This is a genomic window from Deferrisoma palaeochoriense (assembly GCF_054656955.1).
The window spans coordinates 1-20,060 of the sequence record NZ_BAAHXI010000071.1; the positions used below are offsets into that span (position 1 = coordinate 1).

34 protein-coding genes are annotated in these 20,060 nt (G+C 67.4%); 33 read left to right on the forward strand and 1 reads right to left on the reverse strand.

The window, feature by feature from the left end; all coding sequences use genetic code 11:
• Positions 1 to 31 precede the first annotated feature (31 nt).
• The 30 genes from rpsJ (at position 32) to rplQ (ending at position 15,047) form a co-directional block, all read left to right on the forward strand.
• Positions 32 to 340: a 30S ribosomal protein S10 gene (gene rpsJ, locus ACYQ8L_RS15645; protein WP_025324247.1), complete on the forward strand. Its 309-nt coding sequence runs from the start codon at positions 32 to 34 to the stop codon at positions 338 to 340.
• 39 nt (positions 341 to 379) lie between these two features.
• The gene (rplC, locus tag ACYQ8L_RS15650) at positions 380 to 1,018 is read left to right on the forward strand and encodes a 50S ribosomal protein L3 (RefSeq protein WP_459942749.1); all 639 of its coding nucleotides are present in this window, start codon (positions 380 to 382) and stop codon (positions 1,016 to 1,018) included.
• A gap of 35 nt (positions 1,019 to 1,053) precedes the next feature.
• Complete coding sequence (rplD, locus tag ACYQ8L_RS15655) at positions 1,054 to 1,668, forward strand: 50S ribosomal protein L4 (RefSeq protein ID WP_459942750.1); 615 nt, start codon at positions 1,054 to 1,056, stop codon at positions 1,666 to 1,668.
• 2 nt (positions 1,669 to 1,670) lie between these two features.
• Positions 1,671 to 1,964 carry a 50S ribosomal protein L23 gene (locus tag ACYQ8L_RS15660; protein WP_459942777.1) on the forward strand — a complete coding sequence of 98 codons (294 nt, stop codon included), beginning with the start codon at positions 1,671 to 1,673 and terminating at the stop codon, positions 1,962 to 1,964.
• Positions 1,965 to 2,009: 45 nt separating this feature from the next.
• Positions 2,010 to 2,831 (forward strand): 50S ribosomal protein L2, encoded by an 822-nt coding sequence (gene rplB, locus ACYQ8L_RS15665; RefSeq protein WP_459942751.1) that lies wholly within the window; start codon positions 2,010 to 2,012, stop codon positions 2,829 to 2,831.
• Positions 2,832 to 2,842: 11 nt separating this feature from the next.
• Positions 2,843 to 3,124: a 30S ribosomal protein S19 gene (gene rpsS / locus ACYQ8L_RS15670; RefSeq protein ID WP_459942752.1), complete on the forward strand. Its 282-nt coding sequence runs from the start codon at positions 2,843 to 2,845 to the stop codon at positions 3,122 to 3,124.
• A gap of 20 nt (positions 3,125 to 3,144) precedes the next feature.
• Positions 3,145 to 3,477 (forward strand): 50S ribosomal protein L22, encoded by a 333-nt coding sequence (gene rplV / locus ACYQ8L_RS15675; RefSeq protein WP_025324253.1) that lies wholly within the window; start codon positions 3,145 to 3,147, stop codon positions 3,475 to 3,477.
• Positions 3,478 to 3,489: 12 nt separating this feature from the next.
• A complete protein-coding gene (gene rpsC / locus ACYQ8L_RS15680; RefSeq protein WP_459942753.1) occupies positions 3,490 to 4,149 on the forward strand; it encodes a 30S ribosomal protein S3 in 660 nt (219 codons plus the stop codon).
• A gap of 2 nt (positions 4,150 to 4,151) precedes the next feature.
• Complete coding sequence (gene rplP / locus ACYQ8L_RS15685; protein WP_459942754.1) at positions 4,152 to 4,574, forward strand: 50S ribosomal protein L16; 423 nt, start codon at positions 4,152 to 4,154, stop codon at positions 4,572 to 4,574.
• Positions 4,564 to 4,767 carry a 50S ribosomal protein L29 gene (gene rpmC / locus ACYQ8L_RS15690; RefSeq protein WP_459942755.1) on the forward strand — a complete coding sequence of 68 codons (204 nt, stop codon included), beginning with the start codon at positions 4,564 to 4,566 and terminating at the stop codon, positions 4,765 to 4,767. Before rplP ends, rpmC begins: the two co-directional genes overlap by 11 nt.
• An 11-nt stretch (positions 4,768 to 4,778) precedes the next feature.
• Complete coding sequence (gene rpsQ, locus ACYQ8L_RS15695) at positions 4,779 to 5,042, forward strand: 30S ribosomal protein S17 (RefSeq protein ID WP_459942756.1); 264 nt, start codon at positions 4,779 to 4,781, stop codon at positions 5,040 to 5,042.
• Between the two features lie 35 nt (positions 5,043 to 5,077).
• Complete coding sequence (gene rplN / locus ACYQ8L_RS15700) at positions 5,078 to 5,446, forward strand: 50S ribosomal protein L14 (protein ID WP_459942757.1); 369 nt, start codon at positions 5,078 to 5,080, stop codon at positions 5,444 to 5,446.
• Between the two features lie 28 nt (positions 5,447 to 5,474).
• Entirely contained in the window at positions 5,475 to 5,792 is a 318-nt protein-coding gene (gene rplX / locus ACYQ8L_RS15705) for a 50S ribosomal protein L24 (RefSeq protein WP_459942758.1), read from the forward strand.
• A 35-nt stretch (positions 5,793 to 5,827) separates the two neighbouring features.
• Entirely contained in the window at positions 5,828 to 6,367 is a 540-nt protein-coding gene (gene rplE / locus ACYQ8L_RS15710; RefSeq protein WP_459942759.1) for a 50S ribosomal protein L5, read from the forward strand.
• A 21-nt stretch (positions 6,368 to 6,388) separates the two neighbouring features.
• Positions 6,389 to 6,574, forward strand: a complete 186-nt coding sequence (locus ACYQ8L_RS15715) for a type Z 30S ribosomal protein S14 (RefSeq protein WP_459942760.1) — start codon at positions 6,389 to 6,391, stop codon at positions 6,572 to 6,574.
• Between the two features lie 25 nt (positions 6,575 to 6,599).
• Positions 6,600 to 6,998 (forward strand): 30S ribosomal protein S8, encoded by a 399-nt coding sequence (gene rpsH, locus ACYQ8L_RS15720; RefSeq protein ID WP_459942761.1) that lies wholly within the window; start codon positions 6,600 to 6,602, stop codon positions 6,996 to 6,998.
• Between the two features lie 15 nt (positions 6,999 to 7,013).
• Complete coding sequence (rplF, locus tag ACYQ8L_RS15725; RefSeq protein ID WP_459942762.1) at positions 7,014 to 7,553, forward strand: 50S ribosomal protein L6; 540 nt, start codon at positions 7,014 to 7,016, stop codon at positions 7,551 to 7,553.
• 33 nt (positions 7,554 to 7,586) lie between these two features.
• Positions 7,587 to 7,955, forward strand: coding sequence for a 50S ribosomal protein L18 (rplR, locus tag ACYQ8L_RS15730; RefSeq protein WP_459942763.1), 369 nt, complete (start codon positions 7,587 to 7,589; stop codon positions 7,953 to 7,955).
• Positions 7,956 to 7,994: 39 nt separating this feature from the next.
• Positions 7,995 to 8,498: a 30S ribosomal protein S5 gene (rpsE, locus tag ACYQ8L_RS15735; RefSeq protein WP_459942778.1), complete on the forward strand. Its 504-nt coding sequence runs from the start codon at positions 7,995 to 7,997 to the stop codon at positions 8,496 to 8,498.
• 27 nt (positions 8,499 to 8,525) lie between these two features.
• Positions 8,526 to 8,960, forward strand: coding sequence for a 50S ribosomal protein L15 (gene rplO, locus ACYQ8L_RS15740; protein WP_459942764.1), 435 nt, complete (start codon positions 8,526 to 8,528; stop codon positions 8,958 to 8,960).
• 1 nt (position 8,961) lies between these two features.
• Positions 8,962 to 10,269, forward strand: coding sequence for a preprotein translocase subunit SecY (gene secY / locus ACYQ8L_RS15745; RefSeq protein WP_459942765.1), 1,308 nt, complete (start codon positions 8,962 to 8,964; stop codon positions 10,267 to 10,269).
• Positions 10,270 to 10,321: 52 nt separating this feature from the next.
• The gene (locus ACYQ8L_RS15750; protein ID WP_459942766.1) at positions 10,322 to 10,966 is read left to right on the forward strand and encodes an adenylate kinase; all 645 of its coding nucleotides are present in this window, start codon (positions 10,322 to 10,324) and stop codon (positions 10,964 to 10,966) included.
• Positions 10,963 to 11,730: a type I methionyl aminopeptidase gene (gene map / locus ACYQ8L_RS15755; RefSeq protein WP_459942767.1), complete on the forward strand. Its 768-nt coding sequence runs from the start codon at positions 10,963 to 10,965 to the stop codon at positions 11,728 to 11,730. The genes ACYQ8L_RS15750 and map overlap by 4 nt, the downstream gene beginning before the upstream one ends.
• A gap of 15 nt (positions 11,731 to 11,745) precedes the next feature.
• A complete protein-coding gene (infA, locus tag ACYQ8L_RS15760; RefSeq protein ID WP_459942768.1) occupies positions 11,746 to 11,964 on the forward strand; it encodes a translation initiation factor IF-1 in 219 nt (72 codons plus the stop codon).
• Between the two features lie 22 nt (positions 11,965 to 11,986).
• The gene (rpmJ, locus tag ACYQ8L_RS15765) at positions 11,987 to 12,100 is read left to right on the forward strand and encodes a 50S ribosomal protein L36 (protein WP_025324271.1); all 114 of its coding nucleotides are present in this window, start codon (positions 11,987 to 11,989) and stop codon (positions 12,098 to 12,100) included.
• 14 nt (positions 12,101 to 12,114) lie between these two features.
• Positions 12,115 to 12,465: a 30S ribosomal protein S13 gene (gene rpsM, locus ACYQ8L_RS15770; RefSeq protein WP_459942769.1), complete on the forward strand. Its 351-nt coding sequence runs from the start codon at positions 12,115 to 12,117 to the stop codon at positions 12,463 to 12,465.
• A 36-nt stretch (positions 12,466 to 12,501) separates the two neighbouring features.
• On the forward strand, positions 12,502 to 12,891 hold the full coding sequence (rpsK, locus tag ACYQ8L_RS15775) for a 30S ribosomal protein S11 (protein WP_459942770.1): 390 nt from the start codon (positions 12,502 to 12,504) through the stop codon (positions 12,889 to 12,891).
• A 29-nt stretch (positions 12,892 to 12,920) separates the two neighbouring features.
• Entirely contained in the window at positions 12,921 to 13,547 is a 627-nt protein-coding gene (gene rpsD, locus ACYQ8L_RS15780) for a 30S ribosomal protein S4 (protein ID WP_459942771.1), read from the forward strand.
• A 36-nt stretch (positions 13,548 to 13,583) separates the two neighbouring features.
• Positions 13,584 to 14,615 carry a DNA-directed RNA polymerase subunit alpha gene (locus ACYQ8L_RS15785; RefSeq protein WP_459942772.1) on the forward strand — a complete coding sequence of 344 codons (1,032 nt, stop codon included), beginning with the start codon at positions 13,584 to 13,586 and terminating at the stop codon, positions 14,613 to 14,615.
• A gap of 81 nt (positions 14,616 to 14,696) precedes the next feature.
• A complete protein-coding gene (gene rplQ / locus ACYQ8L_RS15790) occupies positions 14,697 to 15,047 on the forward strand; it encodes a 50S ribosomal protein L17 (RefSeq protein ID WP_459942773.1) in 351 nt (116 codons plus the stop codon).
• A gap of 67 nt (positions 15,048 to 15,114) precedes the next feature.
• Here the strand turns inward: rplQ and ACYQ8L_RS15795 are convergent, their stop codons facing one another.
• Entirely contained in the window at positions 15,115 to 15,903 is a 789-nt protein-coding gene (locus ACYQ8L_RS15795; RefSeq protein WP_459942774.1) for an ATP-binding protein, read from the reverse strand.
• A 218-nt stretch (positions 15,904 to 16,121) separates the two neighbouring features.
• Between ACYQ8L_RS15795 and ACYQ8L_RS15800 the strand changes: the two genes are divergently transcribed.
• The 3 genes from ACYQ8L_RS15800 to lepB all read left to right on the forward strand — a co-directional run bounded on the left by ACYQ8L_RS15800 (position 16,122) and on the right by lepB (position 19,857).
• Entirely contained in the window at positions 16,122 to 17,039 is a 918-nt protein-coding gene (locus tag ACYQ8L_RS15800; RefSeq protein WP_459942775.1) for an ROK family protein, read from the forward strand.
• Positions 17,036 to 18,841: a translation elongation factor 4 gene (lepA, locus tag ACYQ8L_RS15805; RefSeq protein ID WP_459942776.1), complete on the forward strand. Its 1,806-nt coding sequence runs from the start codon at positions 17,036 to 17,038 to the stop codon at positions 18,839 to 18,841. Before ACYQ8L_RS15800 ends, lepA begins: the two co-directional genes overlap by 4 nt.
• A 425-nt stretch (positions 18,842 to 19,266) precedes the next feature.
• On the forward strand, positions 19,267 to 19,857 hold the full coding sequence (gene lepB / locus ACYQ8L_RS15810) for a signal peptidase I (protein WP_459942779.1): 591 nt from the start codon (positions 19,267 to 19,269) through the stop codon (positions 19,855 to 19,857).
• The last annotated feature ends 203 nt before the right edge of the window (positions 19,858 to 20,060 follow it).

Consider the following 20,060-nt stretch of genomic DNA (forward strand, 5'->3'; position numbering starts at 1 on the left):
CTGGAATAGGTAGAGGGCCTGGGAGCGCGGCATGACCAGCGACAAGATCCGGATTCGCCTCAAGGCGTACGACCACAAGCTCTTGGACCAGTCGGTGAAGGAGATCCTGGAGGCGGCCCGGCGCACCGGAGCCCGGGTGTCGGGGCCGATCCCCCTGCCCACCGAGATCAACCGGTTCTGCGTGCTGCGGTCGCCCCACATCGACAAGAAATCCCGGGAGCACTTCGAGATCCGCACCCACAAGCGGCTCCTGGACATCCTGGATCCCACCCAGCAGACGATCGACGCGCTGATGAAGCTGGATCTGTCGGCCGGCGTAGACGTCGAGATCAAGCTCTGATCGGCGGGTCGGTGTTCGAGATAAGGCAAGGGAGTTCCGATGGCCAAAGGACTGATCGGACGCAAGCTGGGGATGACCCAGATCTTCATGGGCGGTGAAGAGCTGATCCCCGTGACGGTGGTGGAAGCCGGCCCGTGCACCGTGGTCCAGAAGAAGACGCGGGAGACCGACGGGTACGATGCCATCCAGGTGGGGTTCGGCGAGGTCAAGCCCCACAAGGTGAACCGCCCGATGAAGGGCCATTTCCGCAAGGCGGGGGTCGAGCCCCGGCGCATCCTGCGGGAGTTCCGGGTGGAGAACCCGGACGAGTTCGAGGTGGGCCAGGTGCTCAAGGCCGACCTCTTCAAACCCGGGGACCTGGTGGACGTGACCGGGTTCAGCAAGGGGCGGGGGTTCCAGGGCGTCATCAAGCGCCACGGGTTTGGCGGCGGCCGCGCCTCCCACGGGTCCATGTTTCACCGGGCTCCGGGGTCCATCGGGGCCAAGGAGCATCCGGGTAAGGTCTGGAAGGGCAAGAAACTCGCGGGCCGCATGGGTGCCCGCCGGGTCACCGTTCAGAACCTCCAGGTGGTCGAGGTGGACCCGGAGCGGAACCTGATCCTCCTCCGGGGCGCGGTGCCCGGCGCCAAGAACGGCACGGTGCTCCTGCGACCGGCCGTGAAGGCGGGGAACCGGTAGGCGCGAGGCTTAGGGCGTAGAGACGGGAGACGGCGATGGAGACACCGTTGGTGAATGCCGCAAACGAAGAGGTGGGCCGGGTGGACCTCCCGGAGGAGATCTTCGGCGCGCCGGTGAACGAGGCCCTCCTGTGGGAGGTGGTCCGCATGCAGACGGCGAACCGCCGTCGGGGCACGCACGCGACCAAGACCCGTTCGGAGGTGGCGGGCAGTGGCCGCAAGCTCTGGGTCCAAAAGGGCACGGGCCGGGCCCGGGTGGGTGACCGCCGCAACCCGCTGTGGAAGGGGGGCGGCACGGTCCACGGGCCCCAGCCGCGCAGCTACGCGTATTCGATGCCCAAAAAGAAGCGGCGACTGGCGCTCCGGTCTGCCCTGGCCGCGAAGGCCCGGGACGGCGAACTCCTGGTCGTGGAATCGCTGGGGCTCGAGGGGATCAGCACGAAGCAGCTCGCCGCGAGGCTCAAGGCCCTGGGGGCCGAGAACGCGCTGATCGTCGTGGCCGAGCGGGACGAGGTGGTGGAGAAGTCCGCCCGAAACCTGCCCCAGGTGAAGGTGCTCCGGCCCGAAGGGCTCAACGTCTACGACATCCTGCGTTACGAGAAACTGGTGCTCCTCCAGGGGGCGCTCGAGCGGATCCAGGAGAGGGTGTGACCATGGCGCGCAGCCACTACGACGTTCTCCGGCGGCCCGTGATCACGGAGAAGTCCACGGCCCTGCGGGAAGAGGCGAACACCGTGGTGTTCGAGGTGGACCCGAAGGCCACGAAGCCCGAGATCAAGACGGCCGTGGAGAAGGTGTTCTCGGTCAAGGTCAAGGCCGTGCGCACGGTGATCGTCCGGGGCAAGCAGGCCCGGGTGGGCCGGTTCGTGGGCCGTCGGAAGAACTGGAAGAAGGCCTACGTGACGCTCCACGAGGGCGAGCACATCGAGCTGTTCGAGGGCGTGTAACGGGCCCGAGGGCCCGGGGGCGCTGTTGGCAAGAGGGGATAGACCATGGCAATCAAACGGTTTCGGCCCACCTCCCCGGGGCGGCGGTTCATGACGGTCTCGGCCTTCGACGAGATCACCCGGACCGAGCCCGAGAAATCTCTGGTGCGGCCCCTGAAGAAGTCCGGGGGGCGGAACAACCTGGGGCGGATCACCTGCCGGCACATCGGCGGGGGGCACAAGCGGCGGTACCGGGTCGTCGATTTCAAGCGGGACAAGCGGGGCATTCCGGCACGCGTGACCTCGATCGAGTACGACCCGAACCGGAGCGCCCGGATCGCCCTGCTGACCTACGCCGACGGTGAGAAACGCTACATCCTGGCCCCCAAGGATCTCAAGGTCGGCGACACGATCCAGGCCGGTCCGGGCTCCGAGATCCGGCCGGGCAACGCCCTGCCGCTGGCCGAGATGCCTCTGGGCTCGCTCGTGCACAACGTGGAGCTCAAGCCGGGCAAGGGCGGCCAGATCGTGCGGGCCGCCGGCACCTACGCCCAGCTTCTGGCGAAGGAGGGCGAGTACGCCACCCTGCGGCTCCCCTCCGGGGAGGTGCGCCGGGTGCGGCTGGAGTGTTACGCCACGGTGGGCCAGGTGGGCAACGAGGACCACGAGAACATCTCCATCGGGAAGGCCGGTAGGTCCCGGTGGCTCGGCATCCGCCCCACCGTGCGGGGCGTGGCCATGAACCCGGTGGACCACCCCCACGGCGGCGGCGAGGGCCGGACCTCGGGCGGCCGCCACCCGGTGACCCCCTGGGGCGTGCCCACCAAGGGCAAGAAGACGCGGAAGAATCGTACGAGTGACCCGTTCATCATCCGGCGGCGGAAGTAGGAGCTTGATCGATGGCTCGTTCCCTGAAGAAAGGCCCGTTTGTTGACGAGCACTTGCTCAAGAAGGTGCTGACCGCGAAGCAGACCGGGGATCGCCGCGTCATCAAGACCTGGTCTCGACGCTCGACGATCACCCCGGACTTCATTGGGCTCACGTTCGCCGTGCACAACGGTAAGACCTTTGTCCCGGTGTACGTGACGGAGAACATGGTGGGCCACAAGCTCGGCGAGTTTGCCCCCACCCGCACCTTCCGGTCGCACATCAAGGGCGAAGGCAAGGGCAAGCGCCGCTGATCCGGCGGGAGGATCTTCGAATGGAAGCGAAGGCGACGTTGCGGTATCTGCGGATGTCCCCCCGCAAGGTCCGGCTGGTGGCCGACCTGGTGCGGGGACGGCGGGTGGAGGAGGCGATCCGGATCCTGCGGTTCACGCCCCGGCGGGCGAGCCTCCCGGTGCGCAAGGTGATCGAGTCGGCCGTGGCCAACGCGGAGAACAACCACGGCCTCGACATCGACCAGCTCTGGGTACGGGAGATCCGGGTGGACGAGGGCCCCACGCTCAAGCGCTGGCGGCCCCGGGCCCGGGGGCGGGCCACCCCGATCATGAAGCGCACCAGCCACGTGGCGGTGGTTCTCGAGGAACGGTAGAGGAGGGTTTCGGTGGGTCAGAAAGTCCATCCCTATGGATTTCGGGTCGGCATCAACAAGCCCTGGTTGAGCCGGTGGTTCCGCGAGAAGGACTACGCCGCCACGCTCCACGAGGACTTCGAGATCCGGGGCCTCCTCAAGCGGGAGCTCCAGGAGGCCGGGGTCTCGCGGATCGAGATCGAGCGCGTGGCCCACAAGATCCTCGTGGAGATCCACACGGCCCGCCCGGGCATCGTGATCGGCAAGAAGGGGGCCGAGATCGAACGGCTTCGGAAGCTCTTGGCCCAGAAGACCGGGCGGGAGGTCTTCATCAATGTCCGGGAGATCAAGCGGCCCGAGCTCGACGCCCAGTTGGTGGCGGAGAACATCGCCGACCAACTGCGTCGCCGGGTCAGCTTCCGCCGGGCCATGAAGCGGGCGGTGAACGCGGCCATGAAGCTCGGCGCCGAGGGGATCCGGGTGGCCTGCGCCGGCCGGCTCGGGGGCGCCGAGATCGCCCGCACCGAGTGGTACCGGGAGGGGCGGGTGCCGCTCCACACCCTGCGGGCGGACATCGACTACGGATTCGCGGAAAGCCGCACCACCTACGGCGTGATCGGCGTGAAGGTGATCATCTTCAAGGGAGAGATCCTCACCGACGCCGAGGGGCCGAAGTTGGCAAGGGGTAGCTGACCATGTTGATGCCCAAGTCGACCAAGTGGAGAAAGCAGCACCGGGGCCGCCGCAAGGGCCTGGCCTACCGGGGGAGTCAGATCAACTTCGGCGACTTCGCCCTTCAGGCGGTCACGAACGGGTGGGTCAGCAACCGGCAGATCGAGGCTGCGCGGATCGCGATCACCCGTCACATCAAGAGAGGCGGCCGGGTCTGGATCCGGATCTTCCCGGACAAGCCCATCACCAAGAAGCCCCTCGAGACCCGGATGGGAAAGGGGAAGGGCTCCCCGGAGGGGTGGGTGGCGGTGGTCAAGCCGGGCCGGATCCTCTACGAGGTGCGGGGGGTGAGCGAGGAACTCGCCCGGGAGGCCCTGCGCCTCGCCCAGTACAAGCTGCCGGTGCGGACCCGGATCATCTCGAGGGAGGACGTGTATGAGCGCTAAGGAGCTTCGGGAACTGACGGACGCCGAGCTCGAGGCCCGGGAGCGGGAACTCCGGCAGGAGCTCTTTAACCTGCGGTTCCAGCACGCGCTGCGGCAACTGGAGAACACGGCGAGGATCCGGCAGGCGAAGCGGGAGATCGCCCGGATCCTGACGGTGCTCCGCGAGCGGCGGGGCGCCTTGGCGAGCGGATGAGAGGGCCCGACATGGCAGAGAAGACGCGGGGACACCGGAAACGGTTCGTCGGGGTCGTGGTCAGCGACCGGATGCAAAAGACGGTCACGGTGCGGGTCGAGGGCCGGCGGCCCCACCCCGATTACGGAAAGTTTGTCCTTCGGTCCAAGAAGTACCTGGCCCACGACGAGGCCGGGGAGTGCCGGGTGGGCGACAAGGTGCTCATCGAGGAGACCCGCCCGTTGAGCCGGCGCAAGCGGTTTCGGGTGAAGCAGGTCCTGGAACGGGCCGTTTGAGCCGACCGGGCCGGTGGCGGTAAGGAGAGCGGGCTATGGTTCAGCAGGAAACGGTTCTGAACGTCGCCGACAACTCGGGTGCCAAGAAGGTCTACTGCATCCGGATCGCCGGCGGGTCAAAGCGCAAGTACGCTACCGTGGGCGACATCATCACGGTGTCGGTGCGCGAGGCCATCCCGAACAGCAAGGTCACGAAGGGCTCGGTGATGCGGGCCGTGGTGGTGCGGACCCGCAAGCCCGTGCGGCGGGCGGACGGCAGCTACATCCGCTTCGACGACAACGCGGCCGTGTTGATCAACAAGGACGGCGAGCCCATCGGCACGCGTGTGTTCGGCCCGGTGGCCCGGGAGCTGCGGGCGAAGAACTTCATGAAGATCGTTTCGCTCGCGCCGGAAGTGCTGTGAGCGGGCCCGAGCGGTAAGGAGCCTCGGCATGGGAGCCAAGATCAAGCGCAACGATATGGTGGAGGTGATCGCCGGGAACGACCGGGGCAAGCGCGGCAAGGTGCTGCGGGTCCTCCGGGAGCGGGACCGGGCCCTGGTGGAGCGGGTGAACGTGGTGAAGCGGCACATGAAGCCGAGCGCCGTGAGCCAGGGGGGCATCCTCGAGAAGGAGGCGCCGGTCCACCTCTCGAACCTGGCGTTGGTATGTGAGAAGTGCGACCGCCCGGTGCGGGTGGGTTTTCGGGTGTTGGAAGACGGCCGCAAGGTCCGCGCCTGCAAGCGGTGCGGCGAAGTGTTCGACAAATAGCGGCGTCTGGGACCGAGCGTGGGCAAAGGGTAGCCATGGCGAGACTGAAAGAGCGTTACCGGCAGGAGGTCGTGCCCCACCTGATGAAGAAGTTCGGGTACCGCAACGTGATGCAGGTGCCCAAGATCGAGAAGGTGGTGGTAAACATCGGTGCCGGCGAAGCCAAGGACAATCCGAAACTCCTGGATCAGCTGGTGGAGGACCTGGCGGCGATCACGGGGCAGAGGCCGGTGGTCACCCGGGCCAAGCGCTCCATCGCCAACTTCCATCTGCGCGAGGGCATGCCGGTGGGGTGTCGGGTCACCCTGCGGGGCGACCGGATGTACGAGTTCCTGGACCGCCTGATCAACGTGGCCCTTCCCCGGGTGCGTGACTTCAAGGGGGTTTCGGGCAAGGGCTTCGACGGCCGGGGGAACTACACGCTGGGCATTGCCGAGCACGTGATCTTCCCCGAGGTGGACCTGGAGAAGGTCGAGAAGGTGAAGGGGATGAATGTCTCCGTCGCCACCACCGCCGAGACCGACGAGGAGGCCAAGGAGCTTCTTCGGGAGCTCGGCATGCCGTTCCGCAACTGATCCGGTTGAGGAGAGGGTACCGTGGCTACGACAGCGAAGATGGAAAAGCAGAAGAAGATGCCCAAGTTCCGGGTGCGGTACCGGAACCGGTGCCGGGTCTGCGGACGGCCCCGGGGGTATTACCGGAAGTTTCAACTCTGCCGGGTGTGCCTGCGGAAGTTTGCCCACGAGGGGCTTCTGCCGGGCGTGACCAAGGCCAGTTGGTAGGCTCGATTCGAAGGAGACGACGGGTATGTCGATGACCGATCCCATCGCGGACATGCTCACCCGCATCCGCAACGGCCTGATGGCCGGGCAGAAGACGGTGATCATCCCCGCCTCCAAGATCAAGCGGGCGATCCTCGAGATCCTGGTGGAGGAGGGGTATCTGGCCGGCGTGGACTACGAGGACGACGGGAAACAGGGGGTTCTCGTGGCGCGGCTCAAGTACGACAACGAGGGCAAGCCGGTGATCGAATCGCTGCGCCGCCTGAGCAAGCCCGGCCGGCGGGTTTACGTGGGCAAGGACGAGCTTCCGAAGGCCCGGAGCGGGTATGGCACGGTCATCGTCTCCACCTCGAAGGGCATCCTCACGGACCGCAAGGCCCGGGCGCTCGGGGTCGGGGGTGAGGTCATCTGCGAAGTCTGGTAAGGCGGAGAGAAACCGATGTCCAGAATCGGAAAGAAGCCCGTGGTGGTGCCCAAGGGCGTCGAGGTGCGCTTCCAGGCGCCCGAACTCACGGTGAAGGGGCCCAAGGGCACCCTGAGCGCCCGCATCCCAGACGGGATCGGGCTCGAGATCGACGACGGGGAGATCCGGGTCACCCGCCCCGGCGACGACCGCCGGATGCGGTCGCTCCACGGCACCACCCGCAGCGTGGTGCAGAACCTGGTGACCGGCGTGACCCAGGGGTTCCAGAAGGACCTCCAGATCGAGGGCGTGGGGTACCGGGCAAACCTCCAGGGCAACACGCTCGTGATGAACCTGGGGTTCTCCCATCCGGTGGAGTACCCGGTGCCCCAGGACGTGAAGATCGAGGTCAAGGACCAGCGCCTGATCTCGGTGATGGGGATTGACCGACAGCGGGTGGGCCAGGTGGCCGCCGAGATCCGGCGGGTCAAGCCGCCCGAACCGTACAAGGGCACGGGCATCCGGTACGTGGGGGAACACATCGTTCGCAAGGAAGGGAAGTCCGGGGCACGGTAACCCCCGGGCGCGCGCTTTGAGGAGCCGACCGCCATGAACCGACTGGAAGCGAAGCGCCGGGCCCGGCTGGCCCGGAAGAAGCGGGTCCGCAAGAAGATTCGGGGCACCCCGGAGCGGCCCCGGCTCACCGTGTACAAGAGCCTCAAGCACATCTACGCCCAGATCATCGACGACTCCACGGGCCGCACCCTGGTGGCGGCGTCGACCGTGGCGCGCGACCTCAGGGGCGACCTCAAATCCACCGGGAACGTCGAGGCCGCCCGGGCCGTGGGGTTGGCGATCGGGCGCAAGGCGCTCGCGCGCGACATCACCCGGGTGGTGTTCGACCGGAACGGTTACCTCTACCACGGCAAGGTCAAGGCGTTGGCCGAGGCGGCTCGGGAAGCCGGCCTCCAGTTCTAGCGCATTGGGCCCAGCGAGGAGGGAAGATCCTTGAGCAAGATCGGCAGGGGCCAAGAGGCCAGGGACCAGGAGTTCACCGACCGCCTGGTGTTCCTGAACCGGGTGGCGAAAGTGGTGAAGGGCGGCCGGCGGTTCTCGTTCAGCGCCCTCGTGGTGGTGGGTAACCAGAACGGCAAGGTGGGAATCGGGCTGGGCAAGGCCAAGGAAGTGCCCGAGGCGATCCGGAAAGCCGTCGAGCGGGCCAAGCGGGAGCTCAAGGAGATCCCTGTGATCGACGGCACGTTGCCCCACGAGGTCATCGGAGAGTTCGGCGCGGCCAAGGTGGTAATGAAACCGGCCGCTCCGGGTACCGGGGTGATCGCCGGCGGGGCCGTGCGGGCCGTGCTGGAGTCGGTGGGGGTGCGCGACGTGCTCACGAAATGCATCGGCACCAACAACCCCCATAACGTGGTGCGGGCCACGATGGAGGGGCTCCTGCGCCTGAGGGATCCCCGGGACATCGCGGACCGCCGGGGCAAGGCCCTCGACGAGATCCGGGCGTAACCCTGAGAACGAAGAGGATAGAGCGCCATGCGACTGCACGACATACGGCGCCCCGCCGGGGCGGTGACGAAGCGCAAGCGGGTGGGCCGCGGCGAGGGGTCGGGCCTGGGGAAGACCGCGGGCCGGGGCCAGAAGGGCCAGAAGGCCCGCAACACCGTGAAGCGGGGGTTCGAGGGGGGGCAGATGCCGCTCCAGCGGCGCCTGCCCAAGGTGGGGTTCCGGAACCCCTTCCGCAAGGAGTACGCCTACGTCAACGTCCGGGACCTCAACCGGTTTGAGGACGGCACCGAGGTGACCCCGGCGCTCCTCTTGGAGCAGGGGCTCATCAAGAAGCTCAAAGACGGGGTCAAGGTTCTCGGCAAGGGGGAGCTGGAGCGCCGGCTCGTCGTGGTCGCCCATCGGGTGAGCAAGGGAGCCCGGGAGAAGATCGAGGCGGCGGGCGGCCAGGTGAAGGAGGTGTAACTTGGCCGGAGACTGGCAGGGCCTCGCCAAGGTCCCCGAGCTCAAACGCCGACTTCTCGTAACGTTCGTGCTGCTCGGTGTGTACCGGATCGGCGCCCACGTGCCGGTGCCCGGCATCGACGCGACCGCCCTCGCGGAGTTCTTCAACCGGGGCCAGGGAAGCATCTTCGGCCTGATCGACATGTTCGCGGGCGGGGCCCTGCGCCGTATGAGCGTGTTCGCGCTCGGCATCATGCCCTACATCAGCGCCTCGATCATCCTGCAGCTCCTCACCGTGGTGAGCCCGACCCTGGAGAAGCTCTCCAAGGAGGGGGAGCAGGGCCGGCGCAAGATCACCCAGTACACCCGGTACGGCACCGTGCTCCTGACCCTGATCCAGGGCTTCGGCATGGCCATCGGGCTCGAGGGCATGGCCGGCCCGAGCGGGGCCAGCGTGGTGCTGTGGCCCGGTTGGGGGTTCCGTCTCATGACCGTGGTGACCCTCACGGCGGGCACCGCGTTCATCATGTGGCTCGGGGAGCAGATCACCGAGAGGGGCATCGGGAACGGGATCAGCCTCATCATCTTCGCCGGCATCGTGGCGGGGTTGCCGGGCGCGGCCGTGAACACCTTCAAACTGATGAAGGCCGGGCAGCTCAACCTGTTCGTGGTGCTGTTCCTGGTGGCCCTCATGATTGCGGTGGTGTTCTTCATCGTGTGGGTCGAGCGGGCGCAGCGCCGGATCCCGATCCAGTACGCCAAACGGGTGGTGGGCCGGCGGGTGTACGGCGGCCAGGCGAGCCACCTGCCCCTCAAGGTGAACACGGCCGGGGTGATCCCGCCGATTTTCGCCTCGTCGCTCCTGATGTTCCCGACCACGGTGGGGCAGTTCATCGACCACCCCTGGGTGCAGACGGTGACCGCGTGGCTGTCGCCGGGAAACTGGCTTCACGACGCCCTCTACGTGGTCTTGATTTTCTTTTTCGCGTACTTCTACACGGCCGTCACCTTCAACCCGGTGGATGTGGCCGACAACCTGAAGAAGTACGGCGGGTACATCCCGGGCATCCGGCCCGGGCAGCGCACGGCCGAGTACATCGACAAGGTGCTGTCGCGGCTCACGTTCTGGGGGGCCCTGTACGTGAGCGCCATCTGCGTGCTGCCCACGATCCTGATCAGCCGGTTCGGGGTGCCGTTCTACTTCGGGGGCACGGGGCTCCTGATCGTCGTTGGGGTGGCCCTCGACACCGTGGCCCAGATCGAGACCCACCTCATCGCGCGGCAGTACGAGGGGCTCATGGGAGGCCGCCGGATCCGGGGCCGCCGGTAGGTGGCGCCCGGGGGCGGGATCGTTTCGTGATTCGGGAGAGGAGGGAGAGACGATGCGGCTGATTTTGTTGGGCCCCCCGGGGGCGGGCAAGGGAACGCAGGCGAAGCGACTCATCGAGCGGTACGGCATCCCCCAGATCTCCACCGGGGACATCCTCCGCGCCGCCGTCCGGGACGGCACGGAGCTCGGTAGGAAGGCCAAGGAGTACATGGACGCGGGCAAGCTGGTGCCCGATGAGGTCGTGATCGGCATCATCGAGGAGCGGCTCCAGGAGCCCGACTGCGCCAAGGGGTTCATCCTCGACGGATTCCCGCGCACGGTGCCCCAGGCCGACGCGCTGAAGGGCGTGCTCGGGAAGCTGGGCCAGGCCATCGACCACGTGGTGAGCATCGAGGTGCCCGACGAGGACCTCGTGGAGCGGCTCACCGGTCGCCGGACCTGCCGCAAGTGCGGGGCCATGTATCATGTGAAGTTCTCGCCCCCGGCCAAGGAGGGGGTGTGTGACAAGTGCGGGGGCGAGCTCTACCAGCGCGACGACGACCGGGAGGAGACGATCCGGTCCCGGCTCAAGGTCTATCACGAGCAGACCGCGCCGCTCGTCGAGTACTACGAGAAGGCCGGGCTTCTGCGGCGGATTCCCGGGCAGGGGTCGGTGGATGAGATCTACCAGAGGATTCTGGAGGTCTTGGAGGGTTGATCGTCCTCAAGTCCCGGGCCGAGATCCGGGCCATGGCGCGGGCGAACCGGATCGTGGCCGAGATCCTCTCCAAGGTGAAGGAGGCGGCCCGGCCCGGGGCGACCACCTGGGACCTAGAGGTCCTGGCGCGCGAGGAACTCAAGCGGCGCGGCGTGCGGGGGGCCTTCCAGGGGGTGCCGAACCACCGGGGGGAACCGTTTCCGTGCGTGCTGTGCACCTCCCTGAACGATGAGGTGGTGCACGGCATCCCGAGCCCGAAGCGGGTGCTGCGGGAAGGGGACCTCCTGAGCGTGGACTTCGGCGTGGTGGCGGACGGCTTTTACGGCGACGCGGCGTTCAGCGTGTGTGTGGGGGAGTGCTCCGAGCGGGCCCGGAGGCTGATCCGGGTGGCGGAGGAAGCCCTGGAGGCCGGGATCCGGGAGGCACGGCCGGGCCGGCGGGTGGGAGACATCTCCGCGGCCGTGCAGGAGGTCGTGGAGGGGGCCGGTTTCACGGTGGTCCGGGAGTTCGTGGGCCACGGGATCGGCCGCTCCCTCCACGAGGAACCCCAGGTGCCCAACTTCGGGACCCGGGGCACGGGCGTGCGGCTTCGGCCGGGGATGGTGCTGGCCATCGAGCCGATGATCAACGACGGCGACGTGGGGGTGGTCCTGGACCCGGACGGGTGGACTGCCCGGACCAAAGACGGGAGCCTGGCCGCCCACACGGAGCACACCGTGGCGATCACGGAAAAGGGCCCCCAGGTGTTGACGCGGCTAAGCTAACGAGGCGGAGCGCACATGGCGAAGGAAGAGGCGATCGAGGTCGAGGGGACCGTGGTGGAACCCCTGCCCAACGCGATGTTCCGGGTGGAACTCGACAACGGGCACAAGGTGCTGGCCCACGTGTCGGGGAAGATGCGCAAGTACTTCATCCGGATCCTGCCGGGCGACCGGGTCACCGTGGAACTGTCGCCGTACGACCTGAGCCGCGGGCGCATCGTCTACCGAAAGAAGTAGCCTTCGAGCGAAGGAGAGGCTCATGAAAGTCCGACCGTCCGTGAAGCGGATCTGCGACAAGTGTAAGATCATCAAGCGCAAAGGCGTGGTGCGGGTGGTGTGCGAGAACCCGCGGCACAAGCAGCGGCAAGGCTAAAAGGAGGTTGACCTGTGGCACGTATCGCTGGGGTGGATCTGCCGAAGAACAAGCGGATCGAAATCGCGCTCACGTACATCTACGGCATCGGGCGCACCAGTGCCCAGAAGATCCTGAAAGAGGCCGAGGTCGACTTCAACAAGAAGACCGAGCAGCTTGACGACGACGAGGTGAACCGCATCCGGCGGATCATCGACGCCAAGTACAAGGTCGAGGGCGACCTGCGTCGCGAGGTGCTCGGCAACATCAAGCGGCTCATGGATCTGGGCTGCTACCGGGGGCTGCGGCACCGCCGCGGGTTGCCGGTGCGCGGGCAGAGGACCCGGACCAACGCGCGGACCCGCAAGGGCCCCCGGCGGCGGTGACGGTCGGGCATAGCGTAGGAACCAAACGGAGGACCCATGGCAAAGGGAGCGAGTCGGCGCACCAAAAAGGTCCGGAAGAACATCCGGGACGCGGTGGCCCACATCCAGAGCACGTTCAACAACACGATCATCACCATCACGGACCCGAGTGGGAACACCATCGCCTGGTCGAACGCGGGCGTGGCGGGGTTCAAGGGGTCGCGAAAGAGCACGCCGTTTGCAGCGCAGTTGGCGGCCAAGGACGCCGCCGAAAAGGCCATGGAGCACGGCGTGCGCAACATCGCGGTGTTCGTGAAGGGGCCAGGCTCCGGCCGGGAGGCCGCGGTGCGGGCCCTTGCGGCCGCCGGGCTCAACATCACCGGGGTGAAGGACGTGACCCCGATCCCCCACAACGGATGCCGGCCCCCGAAGCGGCGCCGGGTGTGATGGCGTAGCGAGCCGGAAGGAGGACCATTTTGGCCAGGTATCGCGGATCGGTGTGCCGGCTGTGCCGGCGCGAGCGCATGAAGCTGTTTTTGAAGGGCGACCGCTGCTACACGGACAAGTGCGCCGTGGAACGGCGCAACTACCCCCCGGGCCAGCACGGGCAGGGCCGGCAGAAGGTGACCGAGTACGGCCGGCAGTTGCGCGAAAAGCAAAAGGTCCGCCGGATCTACGGCGTGTTGGAGGGCCAGTTCCGGCGCTACTTCCAAGAGGCCGACCGGCGCAAGGGCGTGACGGGTGAGAACCTCCTGCGGCTCCTGGAGTGCCGGCTCGACAACGTGGTGTACCGGATGGGCTTCGCGGTGAGCCGGAACCAGGCCCGGCAGTTGGTGCGCCACGGCCACATCGAGGTGAACGGCCGCAAGGTGAACATCCCGTCGTATCAGACCAAGCCGGGGGATGTGGTGACGGTGCGGGAGAAGAGCCGGAAGATCCCCGCGGTGCAGGAGGCGCTCGAGGCCCTGGGCAGCCGGGGCACGGCGCGGTGGGTCGAGGTGGACCCGAAGGCCTTCCAGGGCACCGTGAAGGAGTGGCCGGAGCGCGAGGACATCACGCTGCCGATCGAAGAGCACCTCATCGTGGAGCTGTACTCCAAGTAACGGGCGTTGGGACGCCCCTTGGAGGAGCTGCGGAGGGTGGATACCTTGAGGGAACGCAACTGGGAAGAGTTGATCCGACCGAAGGGCATCGAGGTGGAGGAGGCCACGCTCACCGATCGGTATGGCCGGTTCACGGCCGAACCGTTGGAGCGGGGGTTTGGCACCACGCTGGGCAATGCCCTTCGCCGAGTGCTTCTTTCGAGCCTCCAGGGCGCCGCGATCTGTCAGGTGCACTTCGAGGGGGTGCCCCATGAGTTCAGCACGATCCCCGGGGTGAAGGAGGACGTGACCGACCTCATCCTGAACCTGAAAGAGGTGCGGTTCCGCGCCCACACCGACAAGCCCAAGCGCATCCGGCTCAAGCGCACCGGACCGGGCGAGGTGAAGGCCGGCGACCTGGAGGTGGGCAGCACCCTGGAGGTGCTCAATCCCGACCACCGGATCGCCACCCTCTCCGAGGGGGCCACCATCGAGGCCGAGATGGTGGTGAAGGTGGGCAAGGGGTACGTGACCGCCGACCGGATGCGCGACGAGGACATGCCCATCGGTTGGATCGCGATGGACGCGGTCTTCAGCCCCATCGAGAAGGTGAACTTCCGGGTGGAGCAAGCCCGGGTGGGGCAGCGCACCGACTACGACCGGCTGATCCTGGAGATCTGGACCGACGGCAGCGTGACCCCGGCCGACGCGCTGGGGTATGCGGCCAAGATCCTGAAGGAGCAGGTGCAGGTCTTTATCAACTTCGATGAGGATGAGAAGCCCGAAGCCCGTCCGGTGAGCGCTGTGGAGGGCACGGGGGAGCGCTACGAGTACAACCCGAACCTGGACCGTAAGGTGAGCGAACTGGAGCTCTCGGTTCGGGCGGCCAACTGCCTGAAGGCCGCGAACATCCGCTACATCGGGGAGCTCGTGCAGAAGACCGACGCCGAGATGCTCAAAACGAAGAACTTCGGCCGGAAGTCCCTGAACGAGATCAAGGACGTGCTGGCCACGATGAACCTGCACCTGGGCATGGAGATCCCCGGCTGGACCCCTCCGGAGGAGGGGGCCCCGGAAGAGGAAGCCTGAGCCTACGAGAAGAAGGGGTTAGAGATGCGTCATCGCAAAGCGGGTCGGAAGCTGGGACGGTCGACCGCCCATCGAAAGGCGATGCTCCGGAACTTGGTGACCTCCCTGTTCGAGCACGGCCGGGTGAAGACCACCGACGCCAAGGCCAAGGAGGCGCGGCGGGTCGCGGAGAAGCTGATCACCCTGGCCGGGGAGGGAACGCTCCACGCCCGGCGCCAGGCGCTGGCGTACGTGCGCGGGCGCGACGCGGTGGCTCGGCTCTTCGAGGAGATCGCGCCCCGGTACAAGGACCGCCCGGGCGGGTACACCCGGATCGTGAAGCTCGGGTACCGCCGGGGCGACAACGCGCCGGTGAGCCTTCTGGAACTGGTGGACGGGCCGTTCGCCGGAGACGAGGCCCAGGAAGAAGAGGCCGAGGCTGGAGCGGAGTAGGCCGGCCGGAACCGAACGACCGCGGGAACCAGGAAAGGGCAGGCCCGAGGGCCTGCCCTTTTTGTGCTCAGTCGCCGCCGTCCTTGCGGAACCCCTGGATCGCGGCGTAGATCCCCGCCACCTCCTCCCGCAGTCCGGGGTCCAGGTCGTAGGGGCTCACCCCCTTGCGGTCCGCGTCCCGGATGGAGTCCCGGAGGCTGAGGTGGCCCAGCACCGGCATGGGGGCGACCCCGCGGGCGATGACCTCCCGGTCCTCCTCGTCCCGGACCTTGTTCCCCACCACGAGCACCTCCTTGACGCCCAGGTCCGTGGCGAGCCGCCGGATCTGGTGGGCCGTCTGGATGGCCCTCTGGCCGGGTTCCACCACCACGACGAAGGCGTCCATGCTCTCGGTGCTCCCCCGGGCCAGGTGCTCGAGGCCGGCCTCCATGTCCACGATCACCGTCTCGCCGCGGCCCACCATGAGGTGGCGCATGAGCACCCGAAGGAGGGTGCTCTCGGGGCACAGACACCCGCCCCCGCCCTTCGGTACGGTGCCCAGGGTGAGGAGCCGCACCCCGTTGTGCTCCAGGCAGAACCGGTCCGGAATGTCGTCCACCTTGGGATTGAGCTTGAACATGCCCCCCATGGTTCCGGGCTGGGCGCCGGTGCGCTCGGCCACCAGGTCCTTCATGGCGGCGAGGGGCTGGATCTCGGCGAGCCGTTCGGGGGGCACGCCCACGGCCGAGGGCAGGTTGGAGTCGGGGTCGGCGTCGATGGCGAGCACCGTCTGCCCCTGGTCCGCGAGGAACCGGGCCAGACAGCCGGCCAAGGTTGTTTTCCCCACCCCCCCTTTTCCGCTGATCGCGATTTTCATGTCGGAACCTCCGTGGCGGGGTCGTCCCCGCGGTGGGTCGTTTCGGTCTCCCCCGGAAGGGCGCGGCGCCGGGCGGGGGCACGGATCGGTTGATAACACCGGGGGGGAAAGCGTGTCAAAGCGCCGGGTGGCGGCGCTGCTTTACCCACGAGACGCCCCGCTGCTAGACTCGCGCCTCTTGCGCGGCGCGGGGGCACGGGCACGGCCGGGAGGCGACGGTGGAGCGCCAGGGAATCTGGGTGGGGGTCGATCTCGGGGGCAGCAACCTCCGGATCGCTGCCTTGGACCGTTCGATGCGGGTCCGCAAACGGTGGCGGAGATCCGGGGGAGACTGGACCTACGAGGAGCTGCTTCGGGCCATCGCCGAGGGGGTTGCTCAGGTCGCCCCGGGGCCGGGGGCCGCGGCGGGGGTGGGGATCGGGGTGCCCGGCCTCGTCGACCCGGACCGGGGGCGGGTGGCCGTGGCGCCCAACCTCCCAGCGCTCAACGGCCGCGAGGTCGGCGGCGACCTTTGCCGGGCGCTAGGGTTGCCCGTGCGGGTGGAAAACGATGTGAACGCGATTGCCGTGGGCGAGTGGGCCAAGGGGGCGGGCCGGGGGGCCCGGGCGCTCCTGGTGATGACCCTCGGCACGGGGGTCGGGGGGGGACTGATCCTTGACGGGGCCCTGTACCGGGGCCCCGACGGCACGGCGGGGGAGGTGGGGCACATGCCGCTTCGCCCCGGCGGGCCGCGCTGCCGGTGCGGGGCCCGGGGCTGCCTGGAGGTGTACGCCTCGGCCACGGCGGTGGTGGCGGCCGCCCGCGCGGCCGGCGTCCCAACGGAGGGAGGGGCCGCGGCCGTCGCCGGGGCCGCCCGGGCCGGGGACCCGAGGGCGCGGAAGGTGTTCGCCCGGGCCGGGGCGGCCGTGGGCGTCGCGGCGGCCGGACTCGTGAACCTCCTCAATCTGGACCGGATGGTGATCGGGGGCGGGCTCGCCGGGGCCTGGGATCTGATCGAGCCCCACGCCCGGAGAGAACTAAGACGGCGGGCGTTTTCGCGTCCGCTGGAGCGGTTCCGGTGGGCCGCCTCCCTGTTGGGAGACGATGCCGGGGTGGTGGGGGCGGCCATCCTCGCGAAGGAGAACATGGGCGCATGACGCCGCAGGAACGCATCCGCAATTTCAGCATCATCGCGCACGTGGATCACGGCAAGAGCACGCTCGCGGACCGCCTGATGGAACGGACCGGGGCCGTGACCGAGCGGGAGGCCCGCGACCAGATGCTCGACACCCTGGAGATCGAGCGGGAGCGGGGTATCACCGTAAAGGCCCAGACCGTGCGCCTCACCTACCGGGCCGCCGACGGCCAGGACTACGTGCTGAACCTGATCGATACGCCGGGACACGTGGACTTCTCCTACGAGGTGTCCCGGAGCCTCGCGGCCTGCGAGGGCGCCATCCTGGTGGTGGACGCGAGCCAAGGGGTGGAGGCCCAGACTCTCGCCAACGTTTACCTGGCGGTGGAAAACGACCTCGAGATCGTACCGGTTCTGAACAAGATCGATCTCGACCGGGCCCGGCCCGACGAGGTGAAGGCCGAGATCGAGGAGATCATCGGCCTCGACGCGAGCGACGCGGTGCTCGCAAGCGCCAAACAGGGGATTGGCACCGAGGAGGTGCTGGAAGCCATCGTGCGCCGGATCCCTCCGCCGAAGGGCGACCCCGAGGCGCCCTTGCGGGCCCTCATCTTCGATTCCTGGTACGACGCCTACCAGGGGGTCGTGGCCGTGGTGCGGGTGGTGGACGGGGCCGTGCGCCGCGGCGGGAGGATCCGGTTCATGGCCACGGGCCGGGAGTTCGAGGTGCAGCGGGTGGGGGTGTTCCTGCCCCGTCCCCAGGAGGTTCCGGAGCTGGGGACCGGGGAGGTGGGGTTCGTGATCGCCGGGGTGAAGGAGGTTCGCGAGGTCAAGATCGGCGACACGATCACGGCCGCGGAGCGGCCGGCCGCCGAGGCCCTGCCGGGGTTCCAGGAGGTCCGCCCCATGGTGTTCAGCGGCCTCTACCCCCAGGACCCGGCCGACTACGACGCCCTGCGGGACGCCCTGGAGAAGCTCAGGTTGAACGACGCGAGCTTTCGGTTCGAACCGGAGGTGAGCCAGGCCCTGGGCTTTGGGTTCCGGTGCGGGTTTTTGGGGCTCCTGCACATGGAGATCGTGCAGGAGAGACTGGAGCGGGAGTTCGGGCTCGATCTCATCACCACGGCCCCCACGGTTCGGTTCCGGGCGGTCAAAACCGACGGCACGGTCGTGGAGGTCGAAAACCCGGCGAGCCTGCCGCCGGCGAACCTGCTCGCCCGCATCGAGGAGCCGTTCGTGGTGGCCACGATCCACGTGCCCGACGAGTACGTGGGTGACGTGATGAAGCTGTGCATCGACCGCCGGGGCATCCAGCGCAATCTCCTCTACCACGGCCGCAGCCGGGTGCAGCTCGAGTTCGAGCTTCCCCTCGGGGAGATCGTGCTCGATTTTTACGACCGGCTGAAAACCGTGTCCCGGGGATACGCGTCGCTGGACTACGAGTTCCTGGAGTACCGGCCGTCCGATCTGGTGAAGCTCGACATCCTCGTGAACGGCGAGCCGGTGGACGCGCTGAGCGTGATCGTGCACCGGGACAAGGCCTACCACCGGGGTAGCGAGCTCACCCGGAAGATGAAGGAGTTGATCCCCCGCCAGCTCTTCGAGGTGAGCATCCAGGCGGCCATCGGCTCCCGGGTGATCGCACGGACCAACGTGAAGCCGCTGCGGAAGAACGTCACGGCCAAGTGCTACGGCGGCGACATCACCCGGAAGCGAAAGCTCTTGGAGAAGCAAAAGGAAGGAAAGAAGCGCATGAAGCAGGTGGGTCGGGTGGAGATTCCCCAGGAGGCGTTCCTGGCGATCCTCAAGGTGGGTGACGAATGAGCGCGGCCGAGTGGACCGAACGAAAAAGAAAAGCATACTTGTGGGGAGGGACAGCCCTTGTCAGCGGGGGGCTGATCTTTTCTCTACTGAACTTTATGCTTCGGGTGCCTCAATATCAAAAGCTCAGTCCGGTATTGCTGTTATTCTTTATTGCAGCTGGGTTCGTTTTATTGGGGTATGCTGTTGACCACTGGAAGGAGCCATGTTCAAGGGCGGAGGAGATTTTTTCAAAGTATTATCTAGTGTGGTGTGGCCTTGCTATTGGTTTGGCCTGGTTTTTGTCGGGGGGTGATAGTGGTGCTGTGTTTCGATCGGTGGGAGGCGGGCGCAGGGGGGGGACCGTTCTCTATTTTTTGGGAGCGATTCTTGCCGTCTGCGCACTGAAATATCTGCCGCAGCAGGAAAGAGGCGACTCTTGGGAGAAGATTCCAGAATATGCCGAGGCCCTGGTCGTGGCGATCCTGCTGGCCGTCGCGATCCGGGGTGCCGTGGTCCAGGCCTTCAAGATCCCCTCGGGGTCCATGCTCCCGACGCTCCAGATCGGGGACCACCTCCTGGTGAACAAGTTCCTCTACGGCATCCGGATCCCGTACACGGACAAGCGGATCCTCCGGATCCGGCCCCCCAAACGGGGGGACATCGTGGTGTTCGCCTACCCGGTGGACGACACCAAGGACTTCATCAAGCGGATCATCGGCGAACCCGGCGACACGGTGGAAATCCGCGACAAGAAGATCTTCATCAACGGGAAGGCCATCGAGGATCCCTGGGGGGTGCACGTGGATCCCCTGACCCTCCCGGAGGGGTTCGAGCGCCGGGACAACTTCGGGCCGGTGAAGGTGCCCCCCGGAAGCTACTTCGTCATGGGCGATAACCGCGACCGAAGCTACGACAGCCGCTTCTGGGGGTTCGTGGAGGACGCTCGGATCCGCGGGAAGGCGTTCATCATCTACTGGTCTTGGGACTCGGAGCGCCACCTGCCCCGCCTGGGCCGCATCGGGACCTTGCTCTGGTAGCCCCGTGGCCGGCACGCCCCCCGCCCCTTGGGTCCCTTGTGTCCCTTTCGTCCCTTGGTCCTGGGGAGGGGCAAAACCGCAAGGGACATCGGGGCTTGTTTGGTGTGAGTGAAAAAAGTCGGACGGGGGGTGTTGACAGGGGTTGGGGAGGGGGGTATAAAGCGCGCTCTCGCGGCGGGGGGGAGCGGGGCCGCGGGGCGGGG

Excerpts from the sequence above, each read along its gene's own strand:
- rpsJ (WP_025324247.1), top strand. The coding sequence starts at position 32 with ATGACCAGCGACAAGATCCGGATTCGCCTCAAGGCGTACGACCACAAG.
- rplC (WP_459942749.1), top strand. The coding sequence starts at position 380 with ATGGCCAAAGGACTGATCGGACGCAAGCTGGGGATGACCCAGATCTTC.
- rplV (WP_025324253.1), top strand. The coding sequence starts at position 3,145 with ATGGAAGCGAAGGCGACGTTGCGGTATCTGCGGATGTCCCCCCGCAAG.
- rplO (WP_459942764.1), top strand. The coding sequence starts at position 8,526 with ATGCGACTGCACGACATACGGCGCCCCGCCGGGGCGGTGACGAAGCGC.
- infA (WP_459942768.1), top strand. The coding sequence starts at position 11,746 with ATGGCGAAGGAAGAGGCGATCGAGGTCGAGGGGACCGTGGTGGAACCC.
- rplF (WP_459942762.1), top strand. The coding sequence starts at position 7,014 with ATGTCCAGAATCGGAAAGAAGCCCGTGGTGGTGCCCAAGGGCGTCGAG.
- rplD (WP_459942750.1), top strand. The coding sequence starts at position 1,054 with ATGGAGACACCGTTGGTGAATGCCGCAAACGAAGAGGTGGGCCGGGTG.
- lepA (WP_459942776.1), top strand. The coding sequence starts at position 17,036 with ATGACGCCGCAGGAACGCATCCGCAATTTCAGCATCATCGCGCACGTG.
- rplQ (WP_459942773.1), top strand. The coding sequence starts at position 14,697 with ATGCTCCGGAACTTGGTGACCTCCCTGTTCGAGCACGGCCGGGTGAAG.
- rplE (WP_459942759.1), top strand. The coding sequence starts at position 5,828 with ATGGCGAGACTGAAAGAGCGTTACCGGCAGGAGGTCGTGCCCCACCTG.
- rpsQ (WP_459942756.1), top strand. The coding sequence starts at position 4,779 with ATGGCAGAGAAGACGCGGGGACACCGGAAACGGTTCGTCGGGGTCGTG.
- rplN (WP_459942757.1), top strand. The coding sequence starts at position 5,078 with ATGGTTCAGCAGGAAACGGTTCTGAACGTCGCCGACAACTCGGGTGCC.
- ACYQ8L_RS15795 (WP_459942774.1), bottom strand. The coding sequence starts at position 15,903 with ATGAAAATCGCGATCAGCGGAAAAGGGGGGGTGGGGAAAACAACCTTG.
- ACYQ8L_RS15660 (WP_459942777.1), top strand. The coding sequence starts at position 1,671 with ATGGCGCGCAGCCACTACGACGTTCTCCGGCGGCCCGTGATCACGGAG.
- ACYQ8L_RS15750 (WP_459942766.1), top strand. The coding sequence starts at position 10,322 with ATGCGGCTGATTTTGTTGGGCCCCCCGGGGGCGGGCAAGGGAACGCAG.
- rplR (WP_459942763.1), top strand. The coding sequence starts at position 7,587 with ATGAACCGACTGGAAGCGAAGCGCCGGGCCCGGCTGGCCCGGAAGAAG.
- rplB (WP_459942751.1), top strand. The coding sequence starts at position 2,010 with ATGGCAATCAAACGGTTTCGGCCCACCTCCCCGGGGCGGCGGTTCATG.
- rpmJ (WP_025324271.1), top strand. The coding sequence starts at position 11,987 with ATGAAAGTCCGACCGTCCGTGAAGCGGATCTGCGACAAGTGTAAGATC.
- rpsK (WP_459942770.1), top strand. The coding sequence starts at position 12,502 with ATGGCAAAGGGAGCGAGTCGGCGCACCAAAAAGGTCCGGAAGAACATC.
- rplX (WP_459942758.1), top strand. The coding sequence starts at position 5,475 with ATGGGAGCCAAGATCAAGCGCAACGATATGGTGGAGGTGATCGCCGGG.
- rpsS (WP_459942752.1), top strand. The coding sequence starts at position 2,843 with ATGGCTCGTTCCCTGAAGAAAGGCCCGTTTGTTGACGAGCACTTGCTC.
- rplP (WP_459942754.1), top strand. The coding sequence starts at position 4,152 with ATGTTGATGCCCAAGTCGACCAAGTGGAGAAAGCAGCACCGGGGCCGC.
- rpsH (WP_459942761.1), top strand. The coding sequence starts at position 6,600 with ATGTCGATGACCGATCCCATCGCGGACATGCTCACCCGCATCCGCAAC.
- rpmC (WP_459942755.1), top strand. The coding sequence starts at position 4,564 with ATGAGCGCTAAGGAGCTTCGGGAACTGACGGACGCCGAGCTCGAGGCC.